The organism is Clostridium sp. TJA020, from assembly GCF_058310295.1.
In genome coordinates, this window is sequence record NZ_JBZEFC010000002.1 from 58,245 (window position 1) to 81,868 (window position 23,624).

Below are 23,624 nucleotides of genomic sequence, written 5' to 3' on the forward strand. Positions count from 1 at the left end.
TTATTGTGCTATATTTATTTCATGAAATGATAATAATTATTTCAAAATAATAAATATTAAAAGGAGACCTTTATATGCTAGACAAAAATACAATAAATATAATTAAAAGTACAGTTCCTGCATTAAAGGAACATGGATTAGAAATTACTAAAACTTTTTATAAAAATATGTTTGAAAATAATCCAGAAGTTAAACCATTATTTAATATGGATAGACAAAAATCAGGTGAACAACCAAAAGCTTTGGCTATGACTATTTTAGCTGCAGCTGAAAATATAGATAACTTAGAAGTTTTACTTCCAGCAGTAAAAAAGATTGGAGAAAAGCATTGTAATGCTAACATTAAACCAGAACATTATCCAATAGTTGGACAAAATCTTTTAAGAGCTATTAAGGATGTTTTAGGAGAAGATGCAACAGCTGAAGTATTAGAAGCTTGGGGACAAGCTTATGAGGTTATTGCAAAAGTATTTATAGATGTAGAAAAAAATATATATGAAAGTAAAACTATATAAACATTTATAAATTACTCCTATTAGAAAATTTTCAAGTTACAAACTTATAAAATAAGTTGAATTAAAAATTCACTTAATAACTTTATTAACAATAAATATCACTTATAAACTAATAATAACTAATAAAGCTAAGAGAGTATAAACCTATAATTACCTTTTACTATCATCCTTCCTCTCTTAGCTTTTATTTTATAAAAAACAAATTTATTTTTAATTAAATTCTTTTATTTATATTTCTTTTAATTAGAAATATTTTTTATTTTTATCTTCTTATATATATGTGATTATTTTATTATTTAAAATAATTTATTCCTATTGCATCTCTAACTTCTTTTAATGTATCACTTGCTATAACTCTTGCATTTTCACTACCAGTTTTTAGAATATTATAAACATAATCAATATTTTTTTCGTACTCTTTTCTTCTTTCTCTTATAGGTCTTAACTTTTCTTGCATAACTTCATTTAAATATTTTTTTATTTTAACATCTCCAAGACCACCTTTTTCATAATGATTTTTCATATTTTCTAATGTTATTTTATCTTCACAAAAAGCATCTAAATACATAAATACTGGATTATCTTTAACATTTCCTGGATCTTCTACTTTTATATGATTTGGATCTGTGTACATAGACATAATTTTTTTCTTTATAGTATCTTCATCATCAGATAAATATATTGCATTATTTAAAGACTTACTCATTTTTGAATTTCCATCTATGCCTGGAAGTCTTCCTAAACCTTTCTTTGGAAGAACAGCTCTTGGTTCTACTAAAATTTCTTTGTTATATGTTTGATTAAATGTTCTAACTATTTCCCTTGTTTGTTCAAGCATAGGTAATTGGTCTTCTCCAACTGGAACAACTGTTGCCTTAAAGGCTGTTATATCTGCTGCTTGACTTACTGGATAAATTAAAAATCCAGCTGGAATACTCATATTAAAATTTTTCTCTTTTATTTCATTTTTAACTGTTGGATTTCTTTCAAGTCTTGAAACAGTAACTAAATTTAAATAATGCATAGTTAACTCATTTAACTCAGGTATTTGTGATTGCACAAATATAGTTGATTTTTGTGGATCTATTCCAACAGCTAAATAATCAAGAGCTACCTCAATTAAACTATTTCTTATTTTTTCTGGATTTCTTGCATTATCAGTTAAAGCTTGTTGGTCTGCAATCATAATATAACTATTATATTTATCACTATTTTGAAGCTCTACTCTGTTTGTTAAAGAACCAACATAATGTCCTATATGTAGCTTTCCTGTTGGTCTATCCCCTGTTAATATTATTTCTTTACTCATTAATTCCATCTCCTTATTTTTTATTAATTCAAGTTATTAGTCTTTTTAAATTATGAAAATTATTAGAAATTGTTTTTTATTAAAATTTTGTATTTTACAATTACATATAAAATTCATATATATAACTTTAAATAAATACATAAATTAAAATCAGAATAACCAAAATCCTATTTAGATTTATCTAATCATTTAAACTAAATAAAATAACATTAAACATTATTTAGAAAAATCAATTTTCTTTTAAAATAAAAAAACTTCGCCCCTAAAAAATAGGACGAAGATTATATCCGTGTTGCCACCTAAATTGTATAGAATAAAATTTTAAACTATACCACTCAATTTCAAGTACTAACATACTCTATCTGCTATAAGGTGCAGCCAACCACTTAGATACTTTTTTATTTAAAAATATATATTTTTTAAATAAAATTTCACTTTGTTCCTCAAAGGTCCATTCACTAAATTCTTTCTTGCCTTAATTCCACCACCTAAAGCTCTCTTTGTTGAACCTAAATTTAGTTACTACTCCTTATCAAAGGATTTTTTAAATTTAATTATATTTTTATTATACATCAAAAATTCAAATTTATCTTTAAACTTTTAATTACATATATTATTTTAAATTTTACAAACAGTGAAAAGTTTACAGGCTCTATTATAAAACTTTAATTACATATAAATTATTTTAAATTCCACTACATAATATTATATTTTTAAATTTAAATATATTTATACCATTAATATATTCCAAAAAATACATATTTTCCGAAGCTGTGCTATAATATTTATTATTGATATTTACAAAATTATAAGGAGGCAATATATTTTGAGTACAGCTTTTGAAAAACAATATAAAATAAATGCTTTTGATGTTGATACAGAACATAAATGTAAATTCTCAACTCTTGCTGATTATTTATGGGATGTTGTTATAGCACAATCAGACTATTTAGGAGAAACTAAAGAAGGTTTCGTGCATAATAAATGTGTTTGGGTTCTTTTAAAATATGACATGACAATATACGAGTACCCTAAATTTAGAGATACTATAACTGTTGATACTAAAGTTTTAGGTTCAAAGAAGTTTTATGGTTACAGAAAAAATACTATAAAAAATTCCGAAGGTAAAATTATAGGAGAAGTTGTTTCAACAGCTATATTAATAGATTTTGAAAAGAGACGCCCAACAAAAATTTCACAAGACCAATGTGAGATATATGGAATTTCAGGAGAATTAGAAGAAGTTCCGCCTTTAGATGATATTAAAAATGTTGAAAATGAAGAGTACATAAAAGATTATCCAATTAGATTTAGTGATATAGATGCTAATGGTCATGTAAATAATGTTAAATATATGGAAATGGCAATGGATACTCTACCAAGAACAATATTAAATGATTATAGATTATTTAATATTAAAGTTTTATTCAAAAAAGAAACAACTGATGGGGATACATTACATATTACATCCGAAATAGTTAATAATGAAAATGATGAAATTACAACTGTTCATAATATTACAAGTAATAATACAGGTAAGTTACTTACTAAATTACAATTTATATGGAAAAAGAAATAAGATAGGCTTTTTGTCTATCTTATTTTTTAGAAACATATCTATTTCCTTCTATGTAAAATCTCCAAGGGAAATGAATAGCTTCCTCTGCATAATCAATTCCTATTCGCTTTGTTTTAACTACACCAAAATCTTTAAAGCCATCATCTATTAAGTAAAGCTTTCCTTTTTCATAAAGCTTAATTGCATTTAATTCTCTATCAATTAATAAAGCTTTGCATAACTTTCCTGGACCATTTGTAAGGGCTAATTTTTGTGCATTTGTAAGGTTATCAAAATCTTTATTAAATCTTTTATTAGAAATATAATCAAATTCATTTAAAGGTTCTAATGCTCTAATTAATACAGCTTCAGCTTCTTCTTTTATTCCTGTAACTACATTCAAACAATTATACATACCATATATAAGATAAATGTAAGCTATTCCCCCTTCTGAATAAAGTACCTCTGTTCTTTTAGTCCTTCTTCCATTATAAGCATGACAAGCTTTATCTCCATTACCAATATAAGCTTCTGTTTCAACAATTCTTGACTTTATTATTTTTCCATCAACTTCTCTAACTAAAATTTTTCCAAGTAAATCTTTTGCTAAATACAATGCATCTTTTTGAAAATAATCTTTATCTAACAACATAATAATTCTCCTATTTAAATATATAAATTTATTATTGGATAATTTACTATACTTATACATATAATTTATGCTCATCTATATTATAAAACTTTATTTCATTTATAATAATAAATTCAAAAAAATTTTTAAAACCAATATTAATTAAATTAATACATACAAAAACCAGTAGAATTTTATACTACTGGTTTTTGTATATTTTTTATAATTCATATTTAAATTACTTATTATATTATAATTTAAAAGTATAATTTCATTATTAAAAATAATATATATTGATACTTTAATTTTATTTATTGTATACTGCATTTAATTCACAATAAAGTAAACTCATAAATTTATTTTTTAAATCAACCATATCTTGTAATCTTTCAGTAAATACATCTTCTGATTCTTCAAATGGTTCTATTAATCTTCCTAAATATTCTTCTACATTTTCACAGTTAGTTATTCTTACAAAATCATATGTGCTGTCTATAAGTTCTGTAACATACTGAACTGCTGAACGTGAATAAAGACTATGAACTCTAAACTTTCCATCTTTTAATACATAAAAATTTTTCTTTTGCTTGCTGTAAATTATAAAATCTTTTATATCTATTTCAGCTAATAAATTATCAAGCTCAGATATAAATATATCTAAATTATATTCTTCTAATGAATCATATTCTTCTGGTGTATCTCTTTCAACCTTTAAAACCTTTCCTAATGTTTCAAGGCTTGATTTTACAATTACTCCACCATCTTTTATAAATTTTATATCAGAAGCATCGTATTTTTTAACATTTTCCTTAAAGTTTTGATCCATATATTCATCTACATCATCAACAACCTTAAATTCAAAATTATAGGTTGGGTATGAATATAAGTTTATATCATTAGAATTTGAAATAATCTTAAGTGTTATACCATCTTTAGTTTTTATTATATTATAAACTTTAGCATCTACATTTAAGTTGTTAGAAAAATCATTATATATTTCATTTAAATCTTCTAATATTTTTATATATTCATCATATTTAAATGGTTCCTTGGATAAACTTAAATAATATTTGATATCATTTTCCATCATCTATAATTCATCTCCTATATTAAAAGTAAACAAGTACATATCTTACTTCTAATTATAAGTAAATTTATCCTTTACATATTGGTTTTTACCTAAATTTTATATATATTTCATAATTATATAACACTTAGTAAGATGCGTTAATAAACTTAAAATTATTTACATCAAATAAACCTCTATCTGTTATTTTAAGCTCTGGAATTACTGGTAATGCTAAAAAGGATAATGTTAAAAATGGATTAAAATCAATTTCTGGCCCTATTTTACCTACTGCTTCATGTAAATTTTCAAGATCTTCTAACACATATTTTGTATCTCTTAATGTCATTATTCCACCAAACTCAAGTTGAATACTTGCTAAAACTTTATTATTTTTTGTAACAACAATTCCACCACCAATTCTCTCAAGTTCATTAACAGCAAGAAGCATATCATTATCATTACTTCCTGTAACAATAATATTATGAGAGTCATGTGCTATTGATGTTGCTATTGCACCTTCTTTAATTTGAAGTCCATTTATAATTCCAAGACCTATCTGTCCACTTCCTTTATGCCTTTCAATGACTGCAACCTTTAATAAATCATCTTTTGTGCTACTTACAAATTCATCTTTATTTTCTAAATTATCAACTTGTATTTTTAAGTGATTGCTTTCTAATCTATTTTTTATAAGACCTATAACATTTATATATTTTTTATCCTTTAAATCTATTTTAAAGCTATCTAGAGAAATATTAGGTAAATGAATACTATTTTTAATATTTATAGTTTTATTTTCTTTACTACTATCATAAATTAGCTTATTTTCTTTAACTACAAGGTTTCCATCTTTATATACTGAATTTATAGAAAAGTTTTCTAAATCATCTAATATTACAAAATCTGCGACATATCCTGGTGCTATTGCCCCTTTATCCTTTAAACCATAACATTCTGCTGTATTTAATGTTGCCATTTGTATTGCTGTTTCTTTTTTTATTCCATAATCAATTGCCATCTTTATTGATTTATCTATACTTCCATTTTTCATTAAATCGTCAATATGCTTGTCATCTGTACAGAAGCATAACCTTCTTGTATTGTATATATTAACTGAAGCTAATAACTCTTTTAAATTTTTTGCTACTGTTCCTTCTCGCATAAGGACATACATTCCTCGTCTTAATCTATCTATAACTTCCTTGCTTGTATGACATTCATGATCTGTTTTTACATCACAAACTCTATAAGCATTTATCATTTCTTCATTAAAACCTGCACAATGTCCATCAACAATTAAATTTCTATTTTTAGTTTCTAAAAATTTATTTATCATTTTGTCATCACAATTAAAAACAGCTGGTGCATTCATAACTTCAGCAAGTCCAAGCACAAATTTATGATTATATAAATCCTTTAAATCTTCTGCTTCTATTCTTGCTCCTGAATCTTCAAAATCTGTTGATGGAACACAAGAAGAAATCATAAAATAAAAATCTAAAGGTACATCTTCACTTAAATCCATCATAAGCTTTATACCTTCAACACCTAATACATTTGCTATTTCATGTGGGTCTGTTACCATTGATGTTATTCCATGCTTTAATGCTTCTTTATAATATTCATTTGGTGTAATTAAAGAAGATTCTATGTGAGCATGTCCATCAATAAGTCCTGGAACTATATATTTTGAAGTTCCATCAATTTCTTCCCTTCCATTATAATTTCCAAGTCCAATTATATATCCATCTCTTATTGCAACATCACATATAAATGTATCACTTTGAAATACATCAACTACATTTATATTTTTAATTACTAAATCACTTAATTCTTTCTTGGTTGAGCTTTTAATTTGATTTTTTAAAATTTCTTTTTTCATTTATTAACTCTCCCTTCAAAGGTAATACGATTTTAAGTTACACTTTTTGTATATTATTTAAATTATATGCTTAATTGAAATATTATTGTAATCCTTTAAATAAATATATTAATTATAAATTTTATTAATACAAAAAAACTTTATATAAATTCATAATATTTTATATAAATAATCTAAAACTTTAACTTAAAATATTAAAATTTCTTATTACTTTAACTTAAAACTTTATAACTTAAAATAAAGCTTAATATATAAATTAAAATATAAATTTTCTTACTAATATATAAAAAGAAGCCTTGCAAATTATACAAAGCTTCTTTAATCATCTTTCAAATCTTATACTAATTATAACTATATAATTTAAAAATTTTATTATATTTTATGTTTATGCTAATTATAACTATGTCATTTTAAAATTTCATTATATTTAATTCTAATTATAACTATTTTATCTTAAATTTTATATTTATTTTTAAGCCTTCATTCTGTTTACTTTTTGCATAAATTTCTCCATTATGAGCTTTAACTATATCATAAGCTATTGCCATTCCAAGCCCCGAACCCTCTACCTTTTTATTTGTATTTGTTCCCCTATAATATCTTTTAAAAATATTTGTAAGTTCTTCTTCTGAAACACCTTTTCCATTATCACAAACAAAAACTTCTACCTTATCATTTAACTTTTTAATATTTATATTCACCTTTACATCACTATCATTATGAACAAAGGCATTTATTATAATATTTATAAAAACTCTCTTTATTAAGTGCTTATCTAAATCAAGAAATATTTTCTCATCTGAATAAGTAAAATTTATATTCCTATGACTATATTTTTCATCATTTATAATATCTATTATTACATGTCTAATTAAGGATACTATATTTGTTTTTTGCTTATTTAAAACTAAAGTATTGTTTTTAAGCCTTGTTGATAAATTTAAATCTTCAACTAAAGTTTTTATATATTCGCTTTTTCTTATTATAGTGTTACAACACTTCTTCCTAATATAATCATCAATTTCATATTCAGTATCTCCCATTATTTCTGCATTTCCAATAATTGAAGTAAGAGGTGTTTTTATATCATGAGAAATATTTGAAATCCACTCTTCTCTCATATTTTCAAGCTTTTCTCTTTCTTTTTCATTACTTTGAAGCTTGTCCTCTAATCTATTTAAACAATTTTCAACTTCATAATACATTCCAAGCTTAACTTTATCTTTAGAATACTTACCATTATATAAATCTAATATTTTATAAACAATTCTATTTATAGGCTTTGTTATTGTTAAAGTATATAAAAAGCTTATTACAATAAGTAAAATTACATTCATTATAATTAAACTTGGAAACTTATGAGCCTTTTCAATTAAATTTACATCATAAGAATAGTTTACTCTCTTTACTTTATTAGTATCTAAAAATAAAAGATAAGTATATACTTTGTTATTTAAAGTTTTTTCATCTAAAAATAAAGTATTACTTTTATTATTAAAACTATTTATAAGTTCTTTATTTGAATAGCTTTTTAGTGCGTTATTTGGTTTATTATAACTATAAACTTCATTATTATTTTGGTCTAAAACTTGAAGTCCTATATTATTTTCTTTTAAAAATTCAATTCCTGAAGGTTTTACTTCTATATAATTATCATTTGATAAATATAAGTAATCTTTAAACTCTGATATTATCTCTTCTGGATGATAATTGTATAATGCTCCTTCTTTATAAATGCTGTTTCTCATAAAAATTATATTTATTAACACAATAACTGAACATGCAAGTATAAAAGATGTAGCATAATGAAAAATAAGTTTCCATTTCATTTTTATTCTCCATTCATTACAAACTTATATCCTAAGCCAATTACTGTTGTTATGTACTTTGGCTTTGATGGATTATCTTCAATTTTCATTCTAAGTTTTCTTATATGAACTGTAATTGTATTATCAAACCCAAAAAAGTTTTCTCCCCAAACTTCATTGCAAATCATTTCTTTACTAATTATTCTGTTTGGATTATTAATTAAATATTTAAGTAATTTTAATTCCTTTGCTGTAAATTCTAAAGCTTTTCCATCCTTATAAACTACACTTGTTTCTTCATTTATTTCAACATTACCAAACTTAATAATTTTATTTTCATTTATATTTTTACTTATGGAAATATTATTAAAAGCTTTAAGTCTTGCTTTAAGCCTAAATGCTACTTCCTTAGGACTAAAAGGTTTTGTAATATAATCATCTGCACCAATTGCAAAACCTAATAATCTATCAACTTCTTCTGATTTTGCTGATATAAATAATATTGGAGCTTCGCTTAATTTCCTAATTTCATTAAAAACATCATAGCCACTTATATCTGGAAGCATAATATCTAAAAGAACTATATCTGGCTTAACCTTTTTAAATAGTTCTATTCCATCTTCTCCATTATTTGCTACAAAAATATTATTAAAGCCCTCTCTCTTTAATACAGTTTCTAAAATATCAACAATATCTTGTTCATCATCAATTATCAAAACTTTGTATTTTTCAAAAATACTATTCATCTCATCCCCACCCCTTTGTGGTTTAGATTATATCATAAAGCTTAAGTTTTAAGTCAATTAGATTTTAATATGAAATTTAAATTTAAGATAGATTTAAGATGGATTTTATCCTAATTAAATATATAAATAATAAACTAATATCAAAGGGACAAACCTTAATTTTTAAATAGATATTATAAACTAATTAATTTAAATAAAAGTACTTTAAATTTTTTAACGTTACTTTCTTACATATATAATAAAATATTAACTTCAAATTAAAGTGTTTTAATCTATTTAAAAATAATTTAACTACAAATAAATAATTAAGGAGATTAAAATTTATGCAAGCAATTATGGAACCAATTTTTCACGTAGTTTATTTATCTACTGTAATTATTTTAGGAATTATAATGATAAGTAAAACAAAAGATAAATACTTTAGACTTTTTGGAATAATGTCTGTAACTTTAGGTTTTGGTGATTCATTTCACTTAATTCCTAGAATATATGCTCTGTTAACTACTGGTCTTGAAAATAATGCAGCAGCATTAGGTTTTGGTAAGTTAGTTACATCAATAACTATGACAATTTTTTATATTATACTTTATAAAATTTTTAAACTTAGATTTGAAATTAAAAACTCAAAAACATTAGATACAACAATGTATTTACTTGCAGGAATTAGAATTATTCTTTGCTTATTCCCTCAAAATGAATGGTTTATGTATAATCCTCCAATAAGCTGGGGAATTTATAGAAATATACCTTTCGCAATTATGGGAATTATAATGATTTATCTTTTATACAGTTATGGAAATAAATATAATGATAAAGATTATAAAAATCTTGGAATAGCTGTATTTTTATCTTTTGCATTTTATATTCCAGTTGTACTTTGGGCATCAGAAAATTTCCTTGTTGGAATGCTTATGATACCAAAAACTTTAGCTTATGTTTGGATTGTTTTAATTGGATATAAAGAATTTAAAAAATCCTTAAAATAACTTCCCACCCAAATTTATATATAAAATTTATATATTAAAAGCAGTAAACTATTAAAGTTTACTGCTTTATTTTATCTATTAATATTTTATTATTTATATTTATAAACTTATTTTACTGTTTTATTTTGTATTTATTAAATGCCTTGTCTGGATCAATATGAACATCTTTTATAAAAAGAATTATCCAAATAATTATTGATAAAATAGCAAAATATTTATTTAAAAAATATGATAAAATTGCTCCTAAAAATAATACTATTGCCCAAAGTAAAAATGAATTTCTCATATCCTTACTCATTCTACTTCTATCATAATTTTTTTGCTTTTCTTTTGAAAAATAATTAAATCCACTAATTAATATTGTTGATTTTTCTTTTAACACAGCAAAAATTATTGCCACTATTAAAAATATTATTCCAAGTACTAAACAAGATGTTGACCATATACTCATAATATTCCCCCATTAAAAAAACTTCTATATATTTATTTTATCATTAATCTATTAAATTCGCTTATTTTTGAAAAATTTAAGATTTATTTACCCTTTATAGCTTTTGACAATATAAAAGTTTTTAATATATTATAACTTTACAAATATATTAATTTATAAACTTTAAAAGTTTAATGAAAGGATAGGTCATATGAATTATTGGATAAGAGCAAAAGAATTAAAAGATGAAATAATTTCATATAGAAGAAATATACACTCAAATGCAGAAATAGGAATGAACCTTCCTTCTACTACTGAATTTGTTATGAAAACATTAAAAAGCTTTGGTTATGAACCAAAACAAATAATAGATAGTGGCGTAGTTGCAACAATTGGAAATGGTAAAGGTCCTTGTATACTACTTAGAGCTGATATGGATGCACTTCCAATGACAGAAGAAAGTGGATTAAGCTTTTGTAGTAAAAATCCTGGTTCTGCTCATACATGCGGTCATGATTTACATGCTGCTATGCTTCTAGGTGCAGCAAAAATGCTAAAAGAAAAGGAAGAAAATATTAATGGTACTATTAAACTAATGTTTCAACCTGGAGAGGAAACCTTCCAAGGGGCAAAGGCTATGATAGAGGCAGGAGTTTTAGAAAATCCTCATGTTGACAGAGCATTATCATTTCATGTTGGTGCAGGAAAAGCTCCAGTAGGGGTTTGTGCATATAATGATAAAGGTGCATCTTTATTTTCTTCAACAGGATTTAAAATTGATATAAAGGGTAAAGGCTCACACGGTGCAACTCCTCATGAAGCTATTGATTCATTAAACATAGCAGTTCACATTTATTTAGCTCTTCAAGAATTAATTGCAAGAGAAACTAATCCATCAACTCCTGCACTTCTTACTGTTGGTCAGCTTTCAGGTGGCTCTGCAAGTAATATAATTCCTGAAACTACAATGATGCAAGGAACTATGAGAACAGTATCAAAGGAAACAGATGAATATTTAAAAAATAGAATTGTTGAAGTTGCAAAAGGTGTTGCTTCAACATTTAGAGGTGAAGCTACTGTTTCTTGGCTTCCATCAGTTCCACCATTAATAGGAGACCCTGAGTTTACAAGAGAAATGCTTGGATATATGAAGGAGCTTGATATTCCTGGCTTTATGCCAGTTGGAGATACTACTGCTAGTGCTTCTGAAGATTTTGCTATTGTATTAAGTCACGTACCTGGAGCTTATATGTTCTTGTCAGCTGGTTTTACAGATAGAGAAAGCTATAGTGGTCATAATCCAAAGGTTTTATTTAATGAAGATGTTCTGCCAGAAGGTGCTGCTTTCTTTGCCCAATGTGCAACTAGATATTTAGAAAATGCAAATAAGAATAAATAAAATATAGATTTATATGATTTAATAATAAAAATGAGATTTATCATGTTTATATGATAAATCGCTAATTTTTCTATTTTAATACTGTATTTTTATTATTTTTTATTACTTTATTGAGTATATAAATTTATTACATCAATAAAGTAATAAATTCTTTTCTTTATATAGTACTATTTTCTAATTCATTACATAATTTTAAATTATATAATGCTAACTTTTCATAATAAGATAATTTATATAATTTAAATATCTCTAAAGATTTTATATAACAATCTTTTGAATTTTTTATATTCTTTTTACTATTTTCTACTTCTGCAAGATTAAAGTATGCAGCCCCTAAATTTAAGTTAGTTATAGCATAATCTATTGGTGTATTTTCTTTTGTTCTTATCTTCAAAGAATTTCTAAAACAATTAATCGATTTTAAAGCGTTTAATTTTTTATCCTTAATTTCTGATAACTTGTAATAAATTGACCCAATCCCATGCTCTATCATTGCATAATCAATAGGATTATTATCAATGGTTATAATTTTTTGAGCTAACTTAAATGCCTTAATACCTTTGTCAATATTAATAAATTTATCTTCAAAATCAGATAAATAATTGTATGCATTATCAATGCTATTTTGAATTCTAGCAAAGTCCAACGGATATTCCTCAATACCAATGATACATAAAGCTTCATTTAATAACTCAATAGACTTATATAAATATTCAACTGATTTACTAACATGTTTAGATAATTCCATATATACCAGGCCTTGATTACGCTTAACTATTGCATAATTAATTGGATATTTATCTACTTTAAAAACCTTTAATGCTTCTTCATTTGCTTTTTTTGATTCAAGTAAATATTCATATTTACAAGAACCATTATAAAATTCTAAATATAATGTTCCTAAATTCACGTTACACTCAGCATTACCTAATGGATATTCTATAATATTTCTTATTTTTAAAGATTCATTATATGCATTTTTAGCATTATTTAAATTTTTATATCTGTCTATTATGCTAGAAAGTTTTTCATAACTCATTCCAAGATTATTTTGTATTGAAGCATAATTAACTGGGTTATTTTCTATTGTTATAATTTTTAATGCATCTAAATAACTCTCTATTGCACTATATAAATGTTCCTTTTTTCCATTAATATCATAATATGTTTTATAAGCAATTCCAATATTATTCATAGTAGAAGCAAACTCAATAGGACAACTTTCAATTGTATAATACTTTAAAGCCTTTTCAAAATACTTAATTGCTTGATTCAAATTACCTTTAATATTTTTCAAATTCGCTAACTTTAAATATGCTACACCTAAATTATGACATGTTACTGCATATTCATTAGGATATTTTTTAATAGTATAACATTCCAAACAAATTTTAAAACATGATATAGATTTACTTAAATTCTTATTAGTATTATTTAATTCAGAAAGTTCTAAATATATAAGTCCAAGTAAATGATTATTAGCAGTATTCTCAAGCACACTTATATCAGCAATATCTACACTCATTGCATCAGAATACATTTGTAATGCTCTTTTTAAATTTTTTCCTTTTCTTTTATTTCAGATAGTCTAAAGTAAACTAATCCAAGATTATTTAGTGCTACTACAAACTTTGAATTTTCTTTATTTATATATATATTTATAGCATTCTTTAATGCTAATTCAGCCTTTTTTAAATTTTTTTCTTTATCACCTATTTCTGATAATTCAATATAAATAGAACCAATATTATTTTGGACATAGGCATAAAATTCATAGTTTAATTTACTTGAAATCACAGATAAGATATATTTATATTTATTCAATGCTTCTTTATAAAGTTTTTTTTCATAAAATCCATCAGCTTCCTTTAAAATATCAGTAAGATTATTAAATTTATCAATTGATAAATTAACATTTATATAATTGCTTTTAACATTTTCCTTTGTATTATTATTCTTTTCATTATTAAATATATTCTCTGATTCTTTTTTCTTTTTACATACTAGTAATTTTCCTATTCCTTTATATATAGCACCTATTCCCGTAATACCTATACCTGAAAATATCCACTCTTTTTGTTCTAAAATACATGTTATCAAATTTCCCATTTTTATTACTCCCAAAATCATTATATAATTATTTTTAAATATAAAATCTTATAACTCAATGTAATACTATATTTTAGTAATTTTAATGCCTATATTAATTAAATTAACTATTGTAATAAGATAAACATTATACTTAAAAATTTTCCACAGTTACTTCATTTACTCTTACATTATATATAAATACTTGAAATATTAACCATGATTATTTTTTAATTTTTAATTTTATTTATATTATATTAATATCTAATATAAATTTTAACTGCTTTTCTCATACTTACTCAAATTTATTAATTTGATAAATCCTCAGTTCGTCCTTCAAAACCCATATAAAAATTTTATATAATAAACTAAAGGAGATGATTAAAATTCCAAATTTTAAAAAATATCGCTTTACCATATTAAAATTTTTCATTTTTTCTTTAATAATAATATTTATATTTAAAAACAATCATTTATTAAAAGATTCATTAAATAAGGCTTTCTTTTTAGAAGATTACTACACTTTTTTGATATCAACGATACTATCTACTTTAATAACATTTGTATTATCAATTGTTTGTAGAAATATTAAATTAATATATAAAATAATCTTCTTATTTTTAGTTAGTATTTTATTTATTTACAAAACCTCTAGTCCTTCAATTAATATTTTTATATCTATGTTTACTTTTATTATATATTTTTATCAACTATTAACTTTTTCTTATTTTTTTGTTTTTTATCTATTGCAATTTACGGTTTTAGCTTATTCTAAAACATTTATGTGATTTAACACTAAACACTACATACATTAAATAACAATTAACATGTTTATAAAAAAATGGTAAAATAAATAAAGTGGAATGAAATGGGATAAAAAGGAGTGACTTTATGAGTTTTTGCTGCAAGGATTTATTCCAGCTTAAATATTTTTCAAAGGCAAAGCTACTAGCTGGACAAAATGGATTAAAAAATCAAATTTCTTTGCCTTATGTACGTACAACCGAATCTATTTCAGAATGGCTTTATGGAGGGGAACTACTTTTTGTTATTTATAATGAAAATGATGAAAACCTTTTATTACTTATTGAAGAATGTATTTTCAAAAAGCTTTCTGGTATTGTTATTTTAATTGATGAAAAAGATATAAGTAAAATATCAAAAGAAATGATAGATAGAGCTAATGAAGCTAATCTTCCCTTATTTATAATGCCATGGGGTATTAAATTAATTGATATTATACAAGAAATTTTTCTAAAGATTGAACAAAAAAGAGAAGAAAAAAAGAATGGAAAGCATTTTCTTGAATCTCTTCTTTTTTCACAAGATCAGTTGCATGAAAATATTAATGGTTTGGCTGAATTTTATAATATAAATTTAAGACCTTATCATTATATTTGTATATTTAAAATTAAAAAATTATCAAATACTCATCACGCTTCTGAAAATGTTACTAAACATATAATGAATTCTTTAGATGAAGGTTTAAATGAAAAAAATTATACTTTATTACATATGGAATATGCCAATCACTTAATGAGTTTAGTATTCGCTAACAATTGTGAAGATGCAAAAAAATCTTTAGAATATATTGAAGATATGTTTAAGGTCGCAAGTTCTAGATACTCTGAAAATGTAGAAATGAATTTAAGTTTTAGTCGTATAAGGGAAAGTAATTCTGATATTAAAATTAGTTATAAGGAAGCTTGTAAAGCTCTTTCTATGATAGGTATTTATAATAATGAGTCAAATATTATTAAATATAATGAATTAGGCATTGTAAGATTATTTATTGAACTTGCTGAAACTAAAGATATTGAGCAATATTGTTATGAAAATCTAGGCCCTATATTAGATTACGATAAAAATCATGGAATGGACTTAGTTGGCACTTTAAAATGTTATTTTAAAAATAATAGACATTTAGTTAAAACTTCTCAAGAGCTTTTTATTCATAGAAATACTTTACTTTATAGATTATCAACAATAAAAAATCTTTTGCAAAGAGACTTAGATGATGCTATGACTGATTTAGAGCTTTTTAATAGTATATTGATTTATGAATTTCTTAATTTACAAAATAAATTATCACTTTAACTAACTCTAAATTAAATGTATTTATTCATAAATTAAACTTAACTTTAAGCTTAACTTATAGTAAAAAGTTAAAACTAATTATAATATAAGATTAATTTAATAATATAAAGTTTAAGTTAGCTTGATTTTTTAAATTAAATGGACTATATCAAAATTATAATTTAACTTTGATATAGTCCATTATTTATTTTGTCAATTTTATTATTTAAAATTATAACTATTTAAAATAAGAATGTACAAAAGTTTTTATTGGCTTATAAATTTCATTATTTTTATTTATAATATATAAAAATAGTAAGAGTAGTAAACTGAATTTAACTTTTTATTTTATATTAATTTGCAACTGGTTCTTTTACTTTTTTAGTTTGTTGTACTTTTTCTTTTGCAAAAGATAGTATTAATACTCCTGCAAATATTAATGTACATGCAATAATTTTCATTAACGTTATTTTTTCTCCTAAAAGTATTGCTCCAAAAATAACACTTGTTATAGGTTCAAATGTACTTATAACAGCAGCTTCACTCGCTCCAATATGTTTAATACCAACTTGTAATAATGATAATGCAACAACTGTGCATAAGAATGCAAATATTGCAGATAGTCCCCAAGCTTTAGGTGTTAATGTTGAAAAAACAAGTTGATTTGTAATCGTTCCGTATATAAACATACCTATTGATGATGAAATTGCTACATAAAATGTTATTTTAAATGGTGGTTCACTTTTTAAACCACTTTTGTCCATAAATATAATATAGAATGCATAAAACATACCAGATGCTACAGCTAAAATTAATCCTATTAATGTACTAGCTCCAAGAGAAGCTGATGTTAATGCTGTAATAAAGAAACATCCTATACCAGACATTGCAATAATTAATGCTAAAACTTTTTGTTTACTTAATTTTTCGTGGAAGAATATTACACAACCAAGTGTTACGAATATCGGATAAGTAAAGTGTATTGGTGTAACTATTCCTACATCTACATAAGCAAAAGCCATATTTAACATTAATGTTGTTATTGCGTTTCCAACAAAACCTAGTATCATTAAATCTTTAAGTTGTTTTTTTGTTACCTTTAAATTTATTTTTAAAAGTAAAATAATTACTAATAAAAATGGTAAACTTAAAAAGTTCCTTAAAAATGTTAGTGTTACAGGGTTGCTTCCTTCAAGACCATAGGTCATAGGGCCTAATGTAAAGGCAAACCCAAAGGTAATTGAAGATAGCATTGTTAAAATAATTCCTTTTGTTTTCATAATAATACCTACTTTTTATTAATTTTTTTCAAGTACTATTTAAACATTAATTGAAAGCTTCTTCAATAATTTTAATAATATTTGGGATAACATCATCAACAATTATTTTTCCTCTTTCAGCTGATGATGATTTAGCTGATGCAAGTATTCCAGTTTCAGGAACTATTCCCTTTTCTATTGGATATTTATAATAAGTTGCTGGGCTTGCATTTTCTGTATCCATAATTTTATCTTCTCTTACAAGCTCTGGTGCAAAATACATCATTAATGATGTTTCTGTAACAGCTGCATGTTCTAGAGCCCAACCTGGGAATGGTACTTCATCAAAAACTTTATCAATTACGTCAGGTGACATTGGATTCCACCAGTTAGTAAGAAGTATTTGAACTTTATCTCCATATTTTGCTGAACATAAATCCATAGCTTCTACAATAAATGCTTCATTTTCAAAGTGAGCACTTAATATAAATATTTTCTTAAATCCATCACGGACAAATTCATCAATTATATCCATTACTAATGCTTGTAATGTAGCTCCATTTAAATCTATTGTTCCTGGGAATAATGGACCACCACCACTTAATGGTTTTGATTTATATCCATATGAAAGTGCTGGAGCAACTACCCCATTTATTTTTTCAGCAATTCTGTAAGCAAATCCATTGGCTAATACTGTATCTACGCAAGTTGGAAGATGAGGTCCATGTTGTTCTGTTGAACCTATTGGTAATATAATTACATCATCTTTTTTCTTTGCGAATTCTTGCCAAGTCATGTTTTCCATTTTTACGTTTTCGTACATAATAAAGTCCCCTTTTCTCGTATAGATATTTTAAGCTTATTTTAATTAATGTTGATTTTTAGCTAGCTTCCTAAAAACATTTTAAATAAATAAGTAGGAATTTAATGTTTTTAATGTTTATAAAGAGTTAAATAAATAATCAAATTGAATGTTGCTAAGAAACCAGCTAAAAACAAAAATTATAAAAGAAACAGCTTATTTAAAATTTTTATGTAAATTTTATCATGTTCACAGTATACAATAATGATATTTTTGTAACAATGTACTAAAAATACAAATATCTCTATGAAAATATGTTCTTTATGTGCACAGTAATACCTAAATATTATTGTACATTTAGTACAATGACTAGCTAATTTTTTCATGTTAAACTTCCATTATCGACAAGACCTTTACTAAAAATAATAAATAACATATTTAAATCTATATTTATTGAGTTATTAATAGCATATTGAAATTTATATTTTTTAAATTATTAAATATCAAATTACTACTCTATTTAGTTGTTTTAATAATTTAATGATTAATACTTAATTTATTTAACTTAATAATTTACTTTTATTTTTAGTAATTGCAAGAGAAACTGAAGGGAGATTATTTAAATGAAAGTTATTTTATTTAAAAATGCTAAATTAAAAGGTAAAAATGAATTAGTTGATTTACTTGTTGAAAACGGTGTCTATAAGGAAATAGGTCCAAATCTTTCTGAAAAATATAAAGATGTAGAAAGTTATGATTTAAAAGGTGACCTTGTTATACCACCTTATGTTGATCCACATATTCATTTAGATTATGTTTATACAGCTCGTATGCCTGGTGCAAATAATGGAACAGGAACTCTTTTTGAAGGAATTCAAAGATGGTCTGAAACAAAAGGAAATATGACAATAGATGAAATTAAAGAACGTGCAAAAATTGCTTTAAGAAAAGAAATTTTATATGGAACTCAATATATGAGAACTCACGTTGATGTAACTGATCCAAACTTTACAGGCTTAAAGGCTATTATGGAATTAAAAGATGAATATAAAGATATTATTGACATTCAAATTATAGCTTTTCCACAAGAAGGTATGTATTCTTACAAAGGTGGGGATAAATTAGTGGAAGAAGCATTAAAAATGGGTGCTGATGTAGTTGGTGCTATTCCTCATTTTGAATTTACAAGAGAAATGGGTGAAAAATCAGTTAAGAAAACTGTTGAACTTGCAATGAAATATAATAAATTAATTGATGTTCACTGTGATGAAACTGATGATGACCAATCAAGATTTGTTGAACTTTTAGCTGCTGAAGCTTACATGAATGGAATCGGAGAACTTACAACAGCAAGTCATGCTTGTGCTATGGGTTCTTATAATAATGCTTATGCATTTAAATTATTTAAACTTTTAAAATTATCAAAAATGAATTTTATATCATGTCCAACAGAAAATATTCATTTACAAGGAAGATATGACACTTATCCAAAGAGAAGAGGTCTTACAAGAGTTAAAGAATTAAATGATGCTGGAATTAATGTTTGTTTTGCTCAAGACTCAATTTCAGACCCATGGTATCCATTAGGAAATGGTAACTTAATGAATATATTAGATGCTGGAATTCATATATGCCATATGATGTCTTTTGATGAAATTAATAATGCATTAGATTTAATTACAACAAATGGTGCTAAAACTCTTCACATTGGAGATAAATATGGTATAGAAGTAGGTAAAGATGCTAACTTTATAGTTTTAAATGCTAAAAACGAATTTGATGCAATACTTGAAAGAGTTGGTGTTAACTGCTCTGTTAGAAAAGGTGAATTCTTATTTAAGAGACAACCTGAAGTAATTGATACAAACGTTACTTTATTAAAATAACTATATAAAAAATTAGATGTTATAAGGGGAATTAACATAAATTAAGTTTATTAAAAATAAAGATTTATAAATACTATTATAGGGGAAATAATTTTATTAATACAAATATTTATAATTCATATTTAAGGGAGTTTAAATAATTTTATTAATATAAAAATTTATAAATAAAGGTTTATTATAAAGTCAAGTTAACTATTAAAAAGAAAAATAATTCAATTTTAATTTTTTTAAAATAAATATAAGTTATAAGACTAATTAAGGGTAAGATTCAATTTTCAATGTTTATATAAAAAGATACTTTACAAAAAATATATGACCAAAATAAGAATTTAACTTTATTAAAATAAATATAAAGTTAATTATAATACCAACAATAAACAAAATTTTAGTAAAAACTATTTTGTTTATATAACAATCACTCTTTAAAATAGCTATAAAAAACTAAGGATATATTTTTAAAATATATCCTTAGTTTTTTTTGTAGATAAATTTAATATTGATTCATTTAAATACTCTACTACCTTTGGTGAATTTACATTAATACAAACCCTCACATTTGGATTAGATTCTCTTATTTTTTCTGCATAAGCTATTGTTCTTCCAACTGAAGGCCCTTCTTGTTCAACATTTAAATAAAGTGGTAACATTTCAAACCATTCTGGATGAACTGCTGCAATTACTGCTGAAGGGTCATGTAAATAAGAACCATTTACTCCTGGTGCTATTTCATCATGAATATGAATATAATAATCAACAGCATCAGCTAATTTTCTTCCTGTTTCAGTATTAGTTTTTCTCCATTTATCTGTATCAGTAAGTTTAAGTACTGAACGAGTTGTAACATCAAGTCCAACCATTATAACATTAGCTCCACTATCAAATAATAATTTTGCTGCATATGGATCTTGAGAAATATTAGCTTCTGCAAATGGACTAACATTTCCAGGAACAGTTAACGCTCCACCCATAATAACAATTTGTCCAACTTTTTCTGCAATTGTTTTATCTATTTGTAGAGCTTTTCCTAAATTAGTCATAGGGCCTGTCGCTACAATTGTTAAATCTTTTCCGTATTTATTTATCATATCTACAATATACTGTGCACCATTATTATATATATCTTTTTGTGATTCTTTTAAAACAACTTCTCCAAAACCATTTTGCCCATGAATTTTTGCTGAAATTTCTTCACGCTTAAAAGAAGTTTTGTTTAATGCATGATTTTCACCTGCATATACAGGAATATTTTCATTTCCTGTCATAGTTAAAATGCTTGCTACATTTTTAACTCCTTGTTCTGTATAAACATTACCGTAAGTTCCTACTACCCCTAGCAGTTCAAATTCTTTGCTTCCTAATGCAATTGATAATGCCATTGCATCATCAATTCCAGTATCTAAATCTAAAATTATTTTTTTCATACTCTATACCCTTTCATATGCTAAATTATAATTAAACCTAAATTGATTAATATTATATTATCAATAAACTTTTTCTTAAATTGTAATGAAAATCAAAAAAATTTTATCCTAATAACTCATTTGAGATTTCAGCATATCTTTCATCACTTATTCCAAGCTTTTCTTTGAAAACTTCATCATTCATTCTTTCAATAATTATTTTATCAGGATTTATTTTTTCAATAATGTTCTTCAACTTTTTAACTGATTCATCATCATCGTTATATCCCTTAATTATAGTAATTTCAAATATAAATTTTCCTTCATATTGTTTATCAAACTTTACCATGCTTTCAATGTATTCTTCTAGTGTATAACCTTCAATAGGTCTTTGTACTTTTTGAAAATCTTCTTCTTTTATTGCTTTTATTTCCCCAATTATTTCATCACATTTATTAGCAATTTTTATATATTCATCTCTACCTAATATATATCCATTAGAAAGTAATCTTACAGGTATTCCTTTTCTTTTAATTAAATCGATAATATCACTTATTTTGTCATTTACTAAAGCTTCTCCCTTTGAATTAATAAAAATTAAATCTGGTTTTGTATCTTCAATAGTTTTTTCAAATTCAATTAATGCATTATCCATTTTATCAAAAGAAGTTTGTGTATCTATTTTATTTATTGATCTTCCAATTGGACAAAATATGCAATCAAAATTACAATACTTCTCTGGAAGTACGTTCATTTCAAGTACCCTTTTTCCATCCTCAATATAAATATCTTTGTAAGTAAATTTATCCACTATGTTATCCCCCTTAAGTTTGCTAATCTTTGTATTTAAATACGTTTTTATTCACTTTTAAATTATTAATTAATTTCTACTTCTTTATTATTAATATCAAGAATTGAAATTTTAAAATCTCCACCTAATTCTTCATTAACTATTTCAGCTAATTCTTTTAATGCCTTTTCAAACTCCTCTGTTCTTTCCTCATCAATTAATTCTATACATAAAAAAGCATTTTTTGTATCTTCAGTAAGCATTGTTCTTACTGATTCACGCCAGTTAAAGCATCTACAAATTGCACCTGCATCATCTTTATATACAACTTCACCTTCACATGGTGGTGTACTTTCATCACTTCCTAATGTTATAAAAGGCTCATCTCCAACTGCTTTAGTTAATCTTATATTTCCAACAAATTTATCTATGTCTTCACCACCACATGGCATAGCATATTTTAAAGAAATAGAATTATAAATATCAACTAAAGGATTAATTGTTCCTATATGATTCCCATTATTAACTCTCTTTAATAAAGCTTCAATTGATGCTCTTGCACCTTTCTTTTTCTTAAATTTTTGGAAAGCATCTCTCCAAACCCTTATAACTTGATTTTTGCTAAATTCTGAATTGTTTAAATGTGTTAATGCTTCTTTTTCAGCACTTAAAAGCATATCCTTATATTTATCTTCATCTTTTATAGAATTATCTATGCCTTTACAAGCAATAACTCCAATTTTTGCATTAGGAAACAGCTCCCAAAAGTCATTTTCAATAATAAATTTTTTCATTTGTATAACCTCCCAAATCTAAATAAAATCCTTAATTATAAATAAAAAAAGCCTTAGAAATATCACAAAAATATCTCCCAGGCTTTTATCCTTCCGTGTACACAAAAATGTGCGTTTTCTCTCGGACCTGCTAATTTTTTAAATTATGGAACCCTAGAAAACTTAAATATATAATTCTATTTTAATTTATGAGTAA

Annotated in this window: 20 protein-coding genes and 1 riboswitch; of the genes, 6 read left to right on the plus strand and 14 right to left on the minus strand. The window is 24.5% G+C overall.

What is annotated here, in order from left to right:
* Nucleotides 1-74: 74 nt before the first annotated feature.
* Complete coding sequence (locus tag AC4FQ1_RS04260; protein WP_491169007.1) at nucleotides 75-515, plus strand: globin domain-containing protein; 441 nt, start codon at nucleotides 75-77, stop codon at nucleotides 513-515.
* 292 nt (nucleotides 516-807) lie between these two features.
* Here the strand turns inward: AC4FQ1_RS04260 and trpS are convergent, their stop codons facing one another.
* Nucleotides 808-1,824 carry a tryptophan--tRNA ligase gene (trpS, locus tag AC4FQ1_RS04265; RefSeq protein WP_491169008.1) on the minus strand — a complete coding sequence of 339 codons (1,017 nt, stop codon included), beginning with the start codon at nucleotides 1,822-1,824 and terminating at the stop codon, nucleotides 808-810.
* Between the two features lie 826 nt (nucleotides 1,825-2,650).
* On the opposite strand from trpS, the gene AC4FQ1_RS04270 reads away from it, so the two are divergent.
* On the plus strand, nucleotides 2,651-3,403 hold the full coding sequence (locus AC4FQ1_RS04270) for an acyl-[acyl-carrier-protein] thioesterase (RefSeq protein ID WP_491169009.1): 753 nt from the start codon (nucleotides 2,651-2,653) through the stop codon (nucleotides 3,401-3,403).
* 19 nt (nucleotides 3,404-3,422) lie between these two features.
* Here AC4FQ1_RS04270 and AC4FQ1_RS04275 read toward each other — a convergent pair whose 3' ends face one another.
* The 5 genes from AC4FQ1_RS04275 to AC4FQ1_RS04295 all read right to left on the minus strand — a co-directional run bounded on the left by AC4FQ1_RS04275 (nucleotide 3,423) and on the right by AC4FQ1_RS04295 (nucleotide 9,518).
* Complete coding sequence (locus AC4FQ1_RS04275; protein ID WP_491169010.1) at nucleotides 3,423-4,034, minus strand: DNA-3-methyladenine glycosylase; 612 nt, start codon at nucleotides 4,032-4,034, stop codon at nucleotides 3,423-3,425.
* A 286-nt stretch (nucleotides 4,035-4,320) separates the two neighbouring features.
* Entirely contained in the window at nucleotides 4,321-5,103 is a 783-nt protein-coding gene (locus AC4FQ1_RS04280) for a hypothetical protein (protein WP_491169011.1), read from the minus strand.
* A 124-nt stretch (nucleotides 5,104-5,227) separates the two neighbouring features.
* Nucleotides 5,228-6,964 (minus strand): adenine deaminase, encoded by a 1,737-nt coding sequence (gene ade, locus AC4FQ1_RS04285; RefSeq protein WP_491169012.1) that lies wholly within the window; start codon nucleotides 6,962-6,964, stop codon nucleotides 5,228-5,230.
* A 443-nt stretch (nucleotides 6,965-7,407) separates the two neighbouring features.
* Nucleotides 7,408-8,793, minus strand: coding sequence for a sensor histidine kinase (locus AC4FQ1_RS04290; protein ID WP_491169013.1), 1,386 nt, complete (start codon nucleotides 8,791-8,793; stop codon nucleotides 7,408-7,410).
* A 2-nt stretch (nucleotides 8,794-8,795) separates the two neighbouring features.
* The gene (locus AC4FQ1_RS04295) at nucleotides 8,796-9,518 is read right to left on the minus strand and encodes a response regulator transcription factor (RefSeq protein WP_303131076.1); all 723 of its coding nucleotides are present in this window, start codon (nucleotides 9,516-9,518) and stop codon (nucleotides 8,796-8,798) included.
* Nucleotides 9,519-9,841: 323 nt separating this feature from the next.
* Between AC4FQ1_RS04295 and AC4FQ1_RS04300 the strand changes: the two genes are divergently transcribed.
* Nucleotides 9,842-10,504, plus strand: coding sequence for a hypothetical protein (locus AC4FQ1_RS04300; RefSeq protein ID WP_491169014.1), 663 nt, complete (start codon nucleotides 9,842-9,844; stop codon nucleotides 10,502-10,504).
* Between the two features lie 112 nt (nucleotides 10,505-10,616).
* Here the strand turns inward: AC4FQ1_RS04300 and AC4FQ1_RS04305 are convergent, their stop codons facing one another.
* Nucleotides 10,617-10,955 carry a DUF3784 domain-containing protein gene (locus AC4FQ1_RS04305; protein ID WP_491169015.1) on the minus strand — a complete coding sequence of 113 codons (339 nt, stop codon included), beginning with the start codon at nucleotides 10,953-10,955 and terminating at the stop codon, nucleotides 10,617-10,619.
* A gap of 190 nt (nucleotides 10,956-11,145) precedes the next feature.
* Here AC4FQ1_RS04305 and AC4FQ1_RS04310 point away from each other — a divergent pair, with 190 nt between their 5' ends.
* The gene (locus tag AC4FQ1_RS04310; protein WP_491169016.1) at nucleotides 11,146-12,333 is read left to right on the plus strand and encodes a M20 metallopeptidase family protein; all 1,188 of its coding nucleotides are present in this window, start codon (nucleotides 11,146-11,148) and stop codon (nucleotides 12,331-12,333) included.
* A 157-nt stretch (nucleotides 12,334-12,490) separates the two neighbouring features.
* On the opposite strand, the gene AC4FQ1_RS04315 is transcribed toward AC4FQ1_RS04310, so the two are convergent.
* Entirely contained in the window at nucleotides 12,491-13,873 is a 1,383-nt protein-coding gene (locus AC4FQ1_RS04315; protein WP_491169017.1) for a tetratricopeptide repeat protein, read from the minus strand.
* 14 nt (nucleotides 13,874-13,887) lie between these two features.
* Nucleotides 13,888-14,442: a hypothetical protein gene (locus AC4FQ1_RS04320; RefSeq protein WP_491169018.1), complete on the minus strand. Its 555-nt coding sequence runs from the start codon at nucleotides 14,440-14,442 to the stop codon at nucleotides 13,888-13,890.
* 870 nt (nucleotides 14,443-15,312) lie between these two features.
* Here AC4FQ1_RS04320 and AC4FQ1_RS04325 point away from each other — a divergent pair.
* Entirely contained in the window at nucleotides 15,313-16,518 is a 1,206-nt protein-coding gene (locus tag AC4FQ1_RS04325) for a PucR family transcriptional regulator (RefSeq protein WP_491169019.1), read from the plus strand.
* Nucleotides 16,519-16,850: 332 nt separating this feature from the next.
* Here AC4FQ1_RS04325 and AC4FQ1_RS04330 read toward each other — a convergent pair whose 3' ends face one another.
* On the minus strand, nucleotides 16,851-17,777 hold the full coding sequence (locus tag AC4FQ1_RS04330; protein WP_491169020.1) for a DMT family transporter: 927 nt from the start codon (nucleotides 17,775-17,777) through the stop codon (nucleotides 16,851-16,853).
* Between the two features lie 46 nt (nucleotides 17,778-17,823).
* On the minus strand, nucleotides 17,824-18,579 hold the full coding sequence (locus AC4FQ1_RS04335) for a creatininase (RefSeq protein ID WP_491169021.1): 756 nt from the start codon (nucleotides 18,577-18,579) through the stop codon (nucleotides 17,824-17,826).
* A 602-nt stretch (nucleotides 18,580-19,181) separates the two neighbouring features.
* Here AC4FQ1_RS04335 and codA point away from each other — a divergent pair.
* Nucleotides 19,182-20,444, plus strand: coding sequence for a cytosine deaminase (codA, locus tag AC4FQ1_RS04340; RefSeq protein WP_491169022.1), 1,263 nt, complete (start codon nucleotides 19,182-19,184; stop codon nucleotides 20,442-20,444).
* A gap of 455 nt (nucleotides 20,445-20,899) precedes the next feature.
* On the opposite strand, the gene AC4FQ1_RS04345 is transcribed toward codA, so the two are convergent.
* The 3 genes from AC4FQ1_RS04345 to AC4FQ1_RS04355 form a co-directional block, all read right to left on the minus strand.
* Complete coding sequence (locus AC4FQ1_RS04345) at nucleotides 20,900-21,865, minus strand: nucleoside hydrolase (protein ID WP_491169023.1); 966 nt, start codon at nucleotides 21,863-21,865, stop codon at nucleotides 20,900-20,902.
* Nucleotides 21,866-21,968: 103 nt separating this feature from the next.
* Nucleotides 21,969-22,655: a radical SAM protein gene (locus tag AC4FQ1_RS04350; RefSeq protein ID WP_491169024.1), complete on the minus strand. Its 687-nt coding sequence runs from the start codon at nucleotides 22,653-22,655 to the stop codon at nucleotides 21,969-21,971.
* A gap of 65 nt (nucleotides 22,656-22,720) precedes the next feature.
* The gene (locus AC4FQ1_RS04355; RefSeq protein WP_491169025.1) at nucleotides 22,721-23,428 is read right to left on the minus strand and encodes a B3/B4 domain-containing protein; all 708 of its coding nucleotides are present in this window, start codon (nucleotides 23,426-23,428) and stop codon (nucleotides 22,721-22,723) included.
* A gap of 72 nt (nucleotides 23,429-23,500) precedes the next feature.
* A riboswitch (guanidine-I (ykkC/yxkD leader) is annotated at nucleotides 23,501-23,596 on the minus strand.
* Nucleotides 23,597-23,624: the final 28 nt, after the last annotated feature.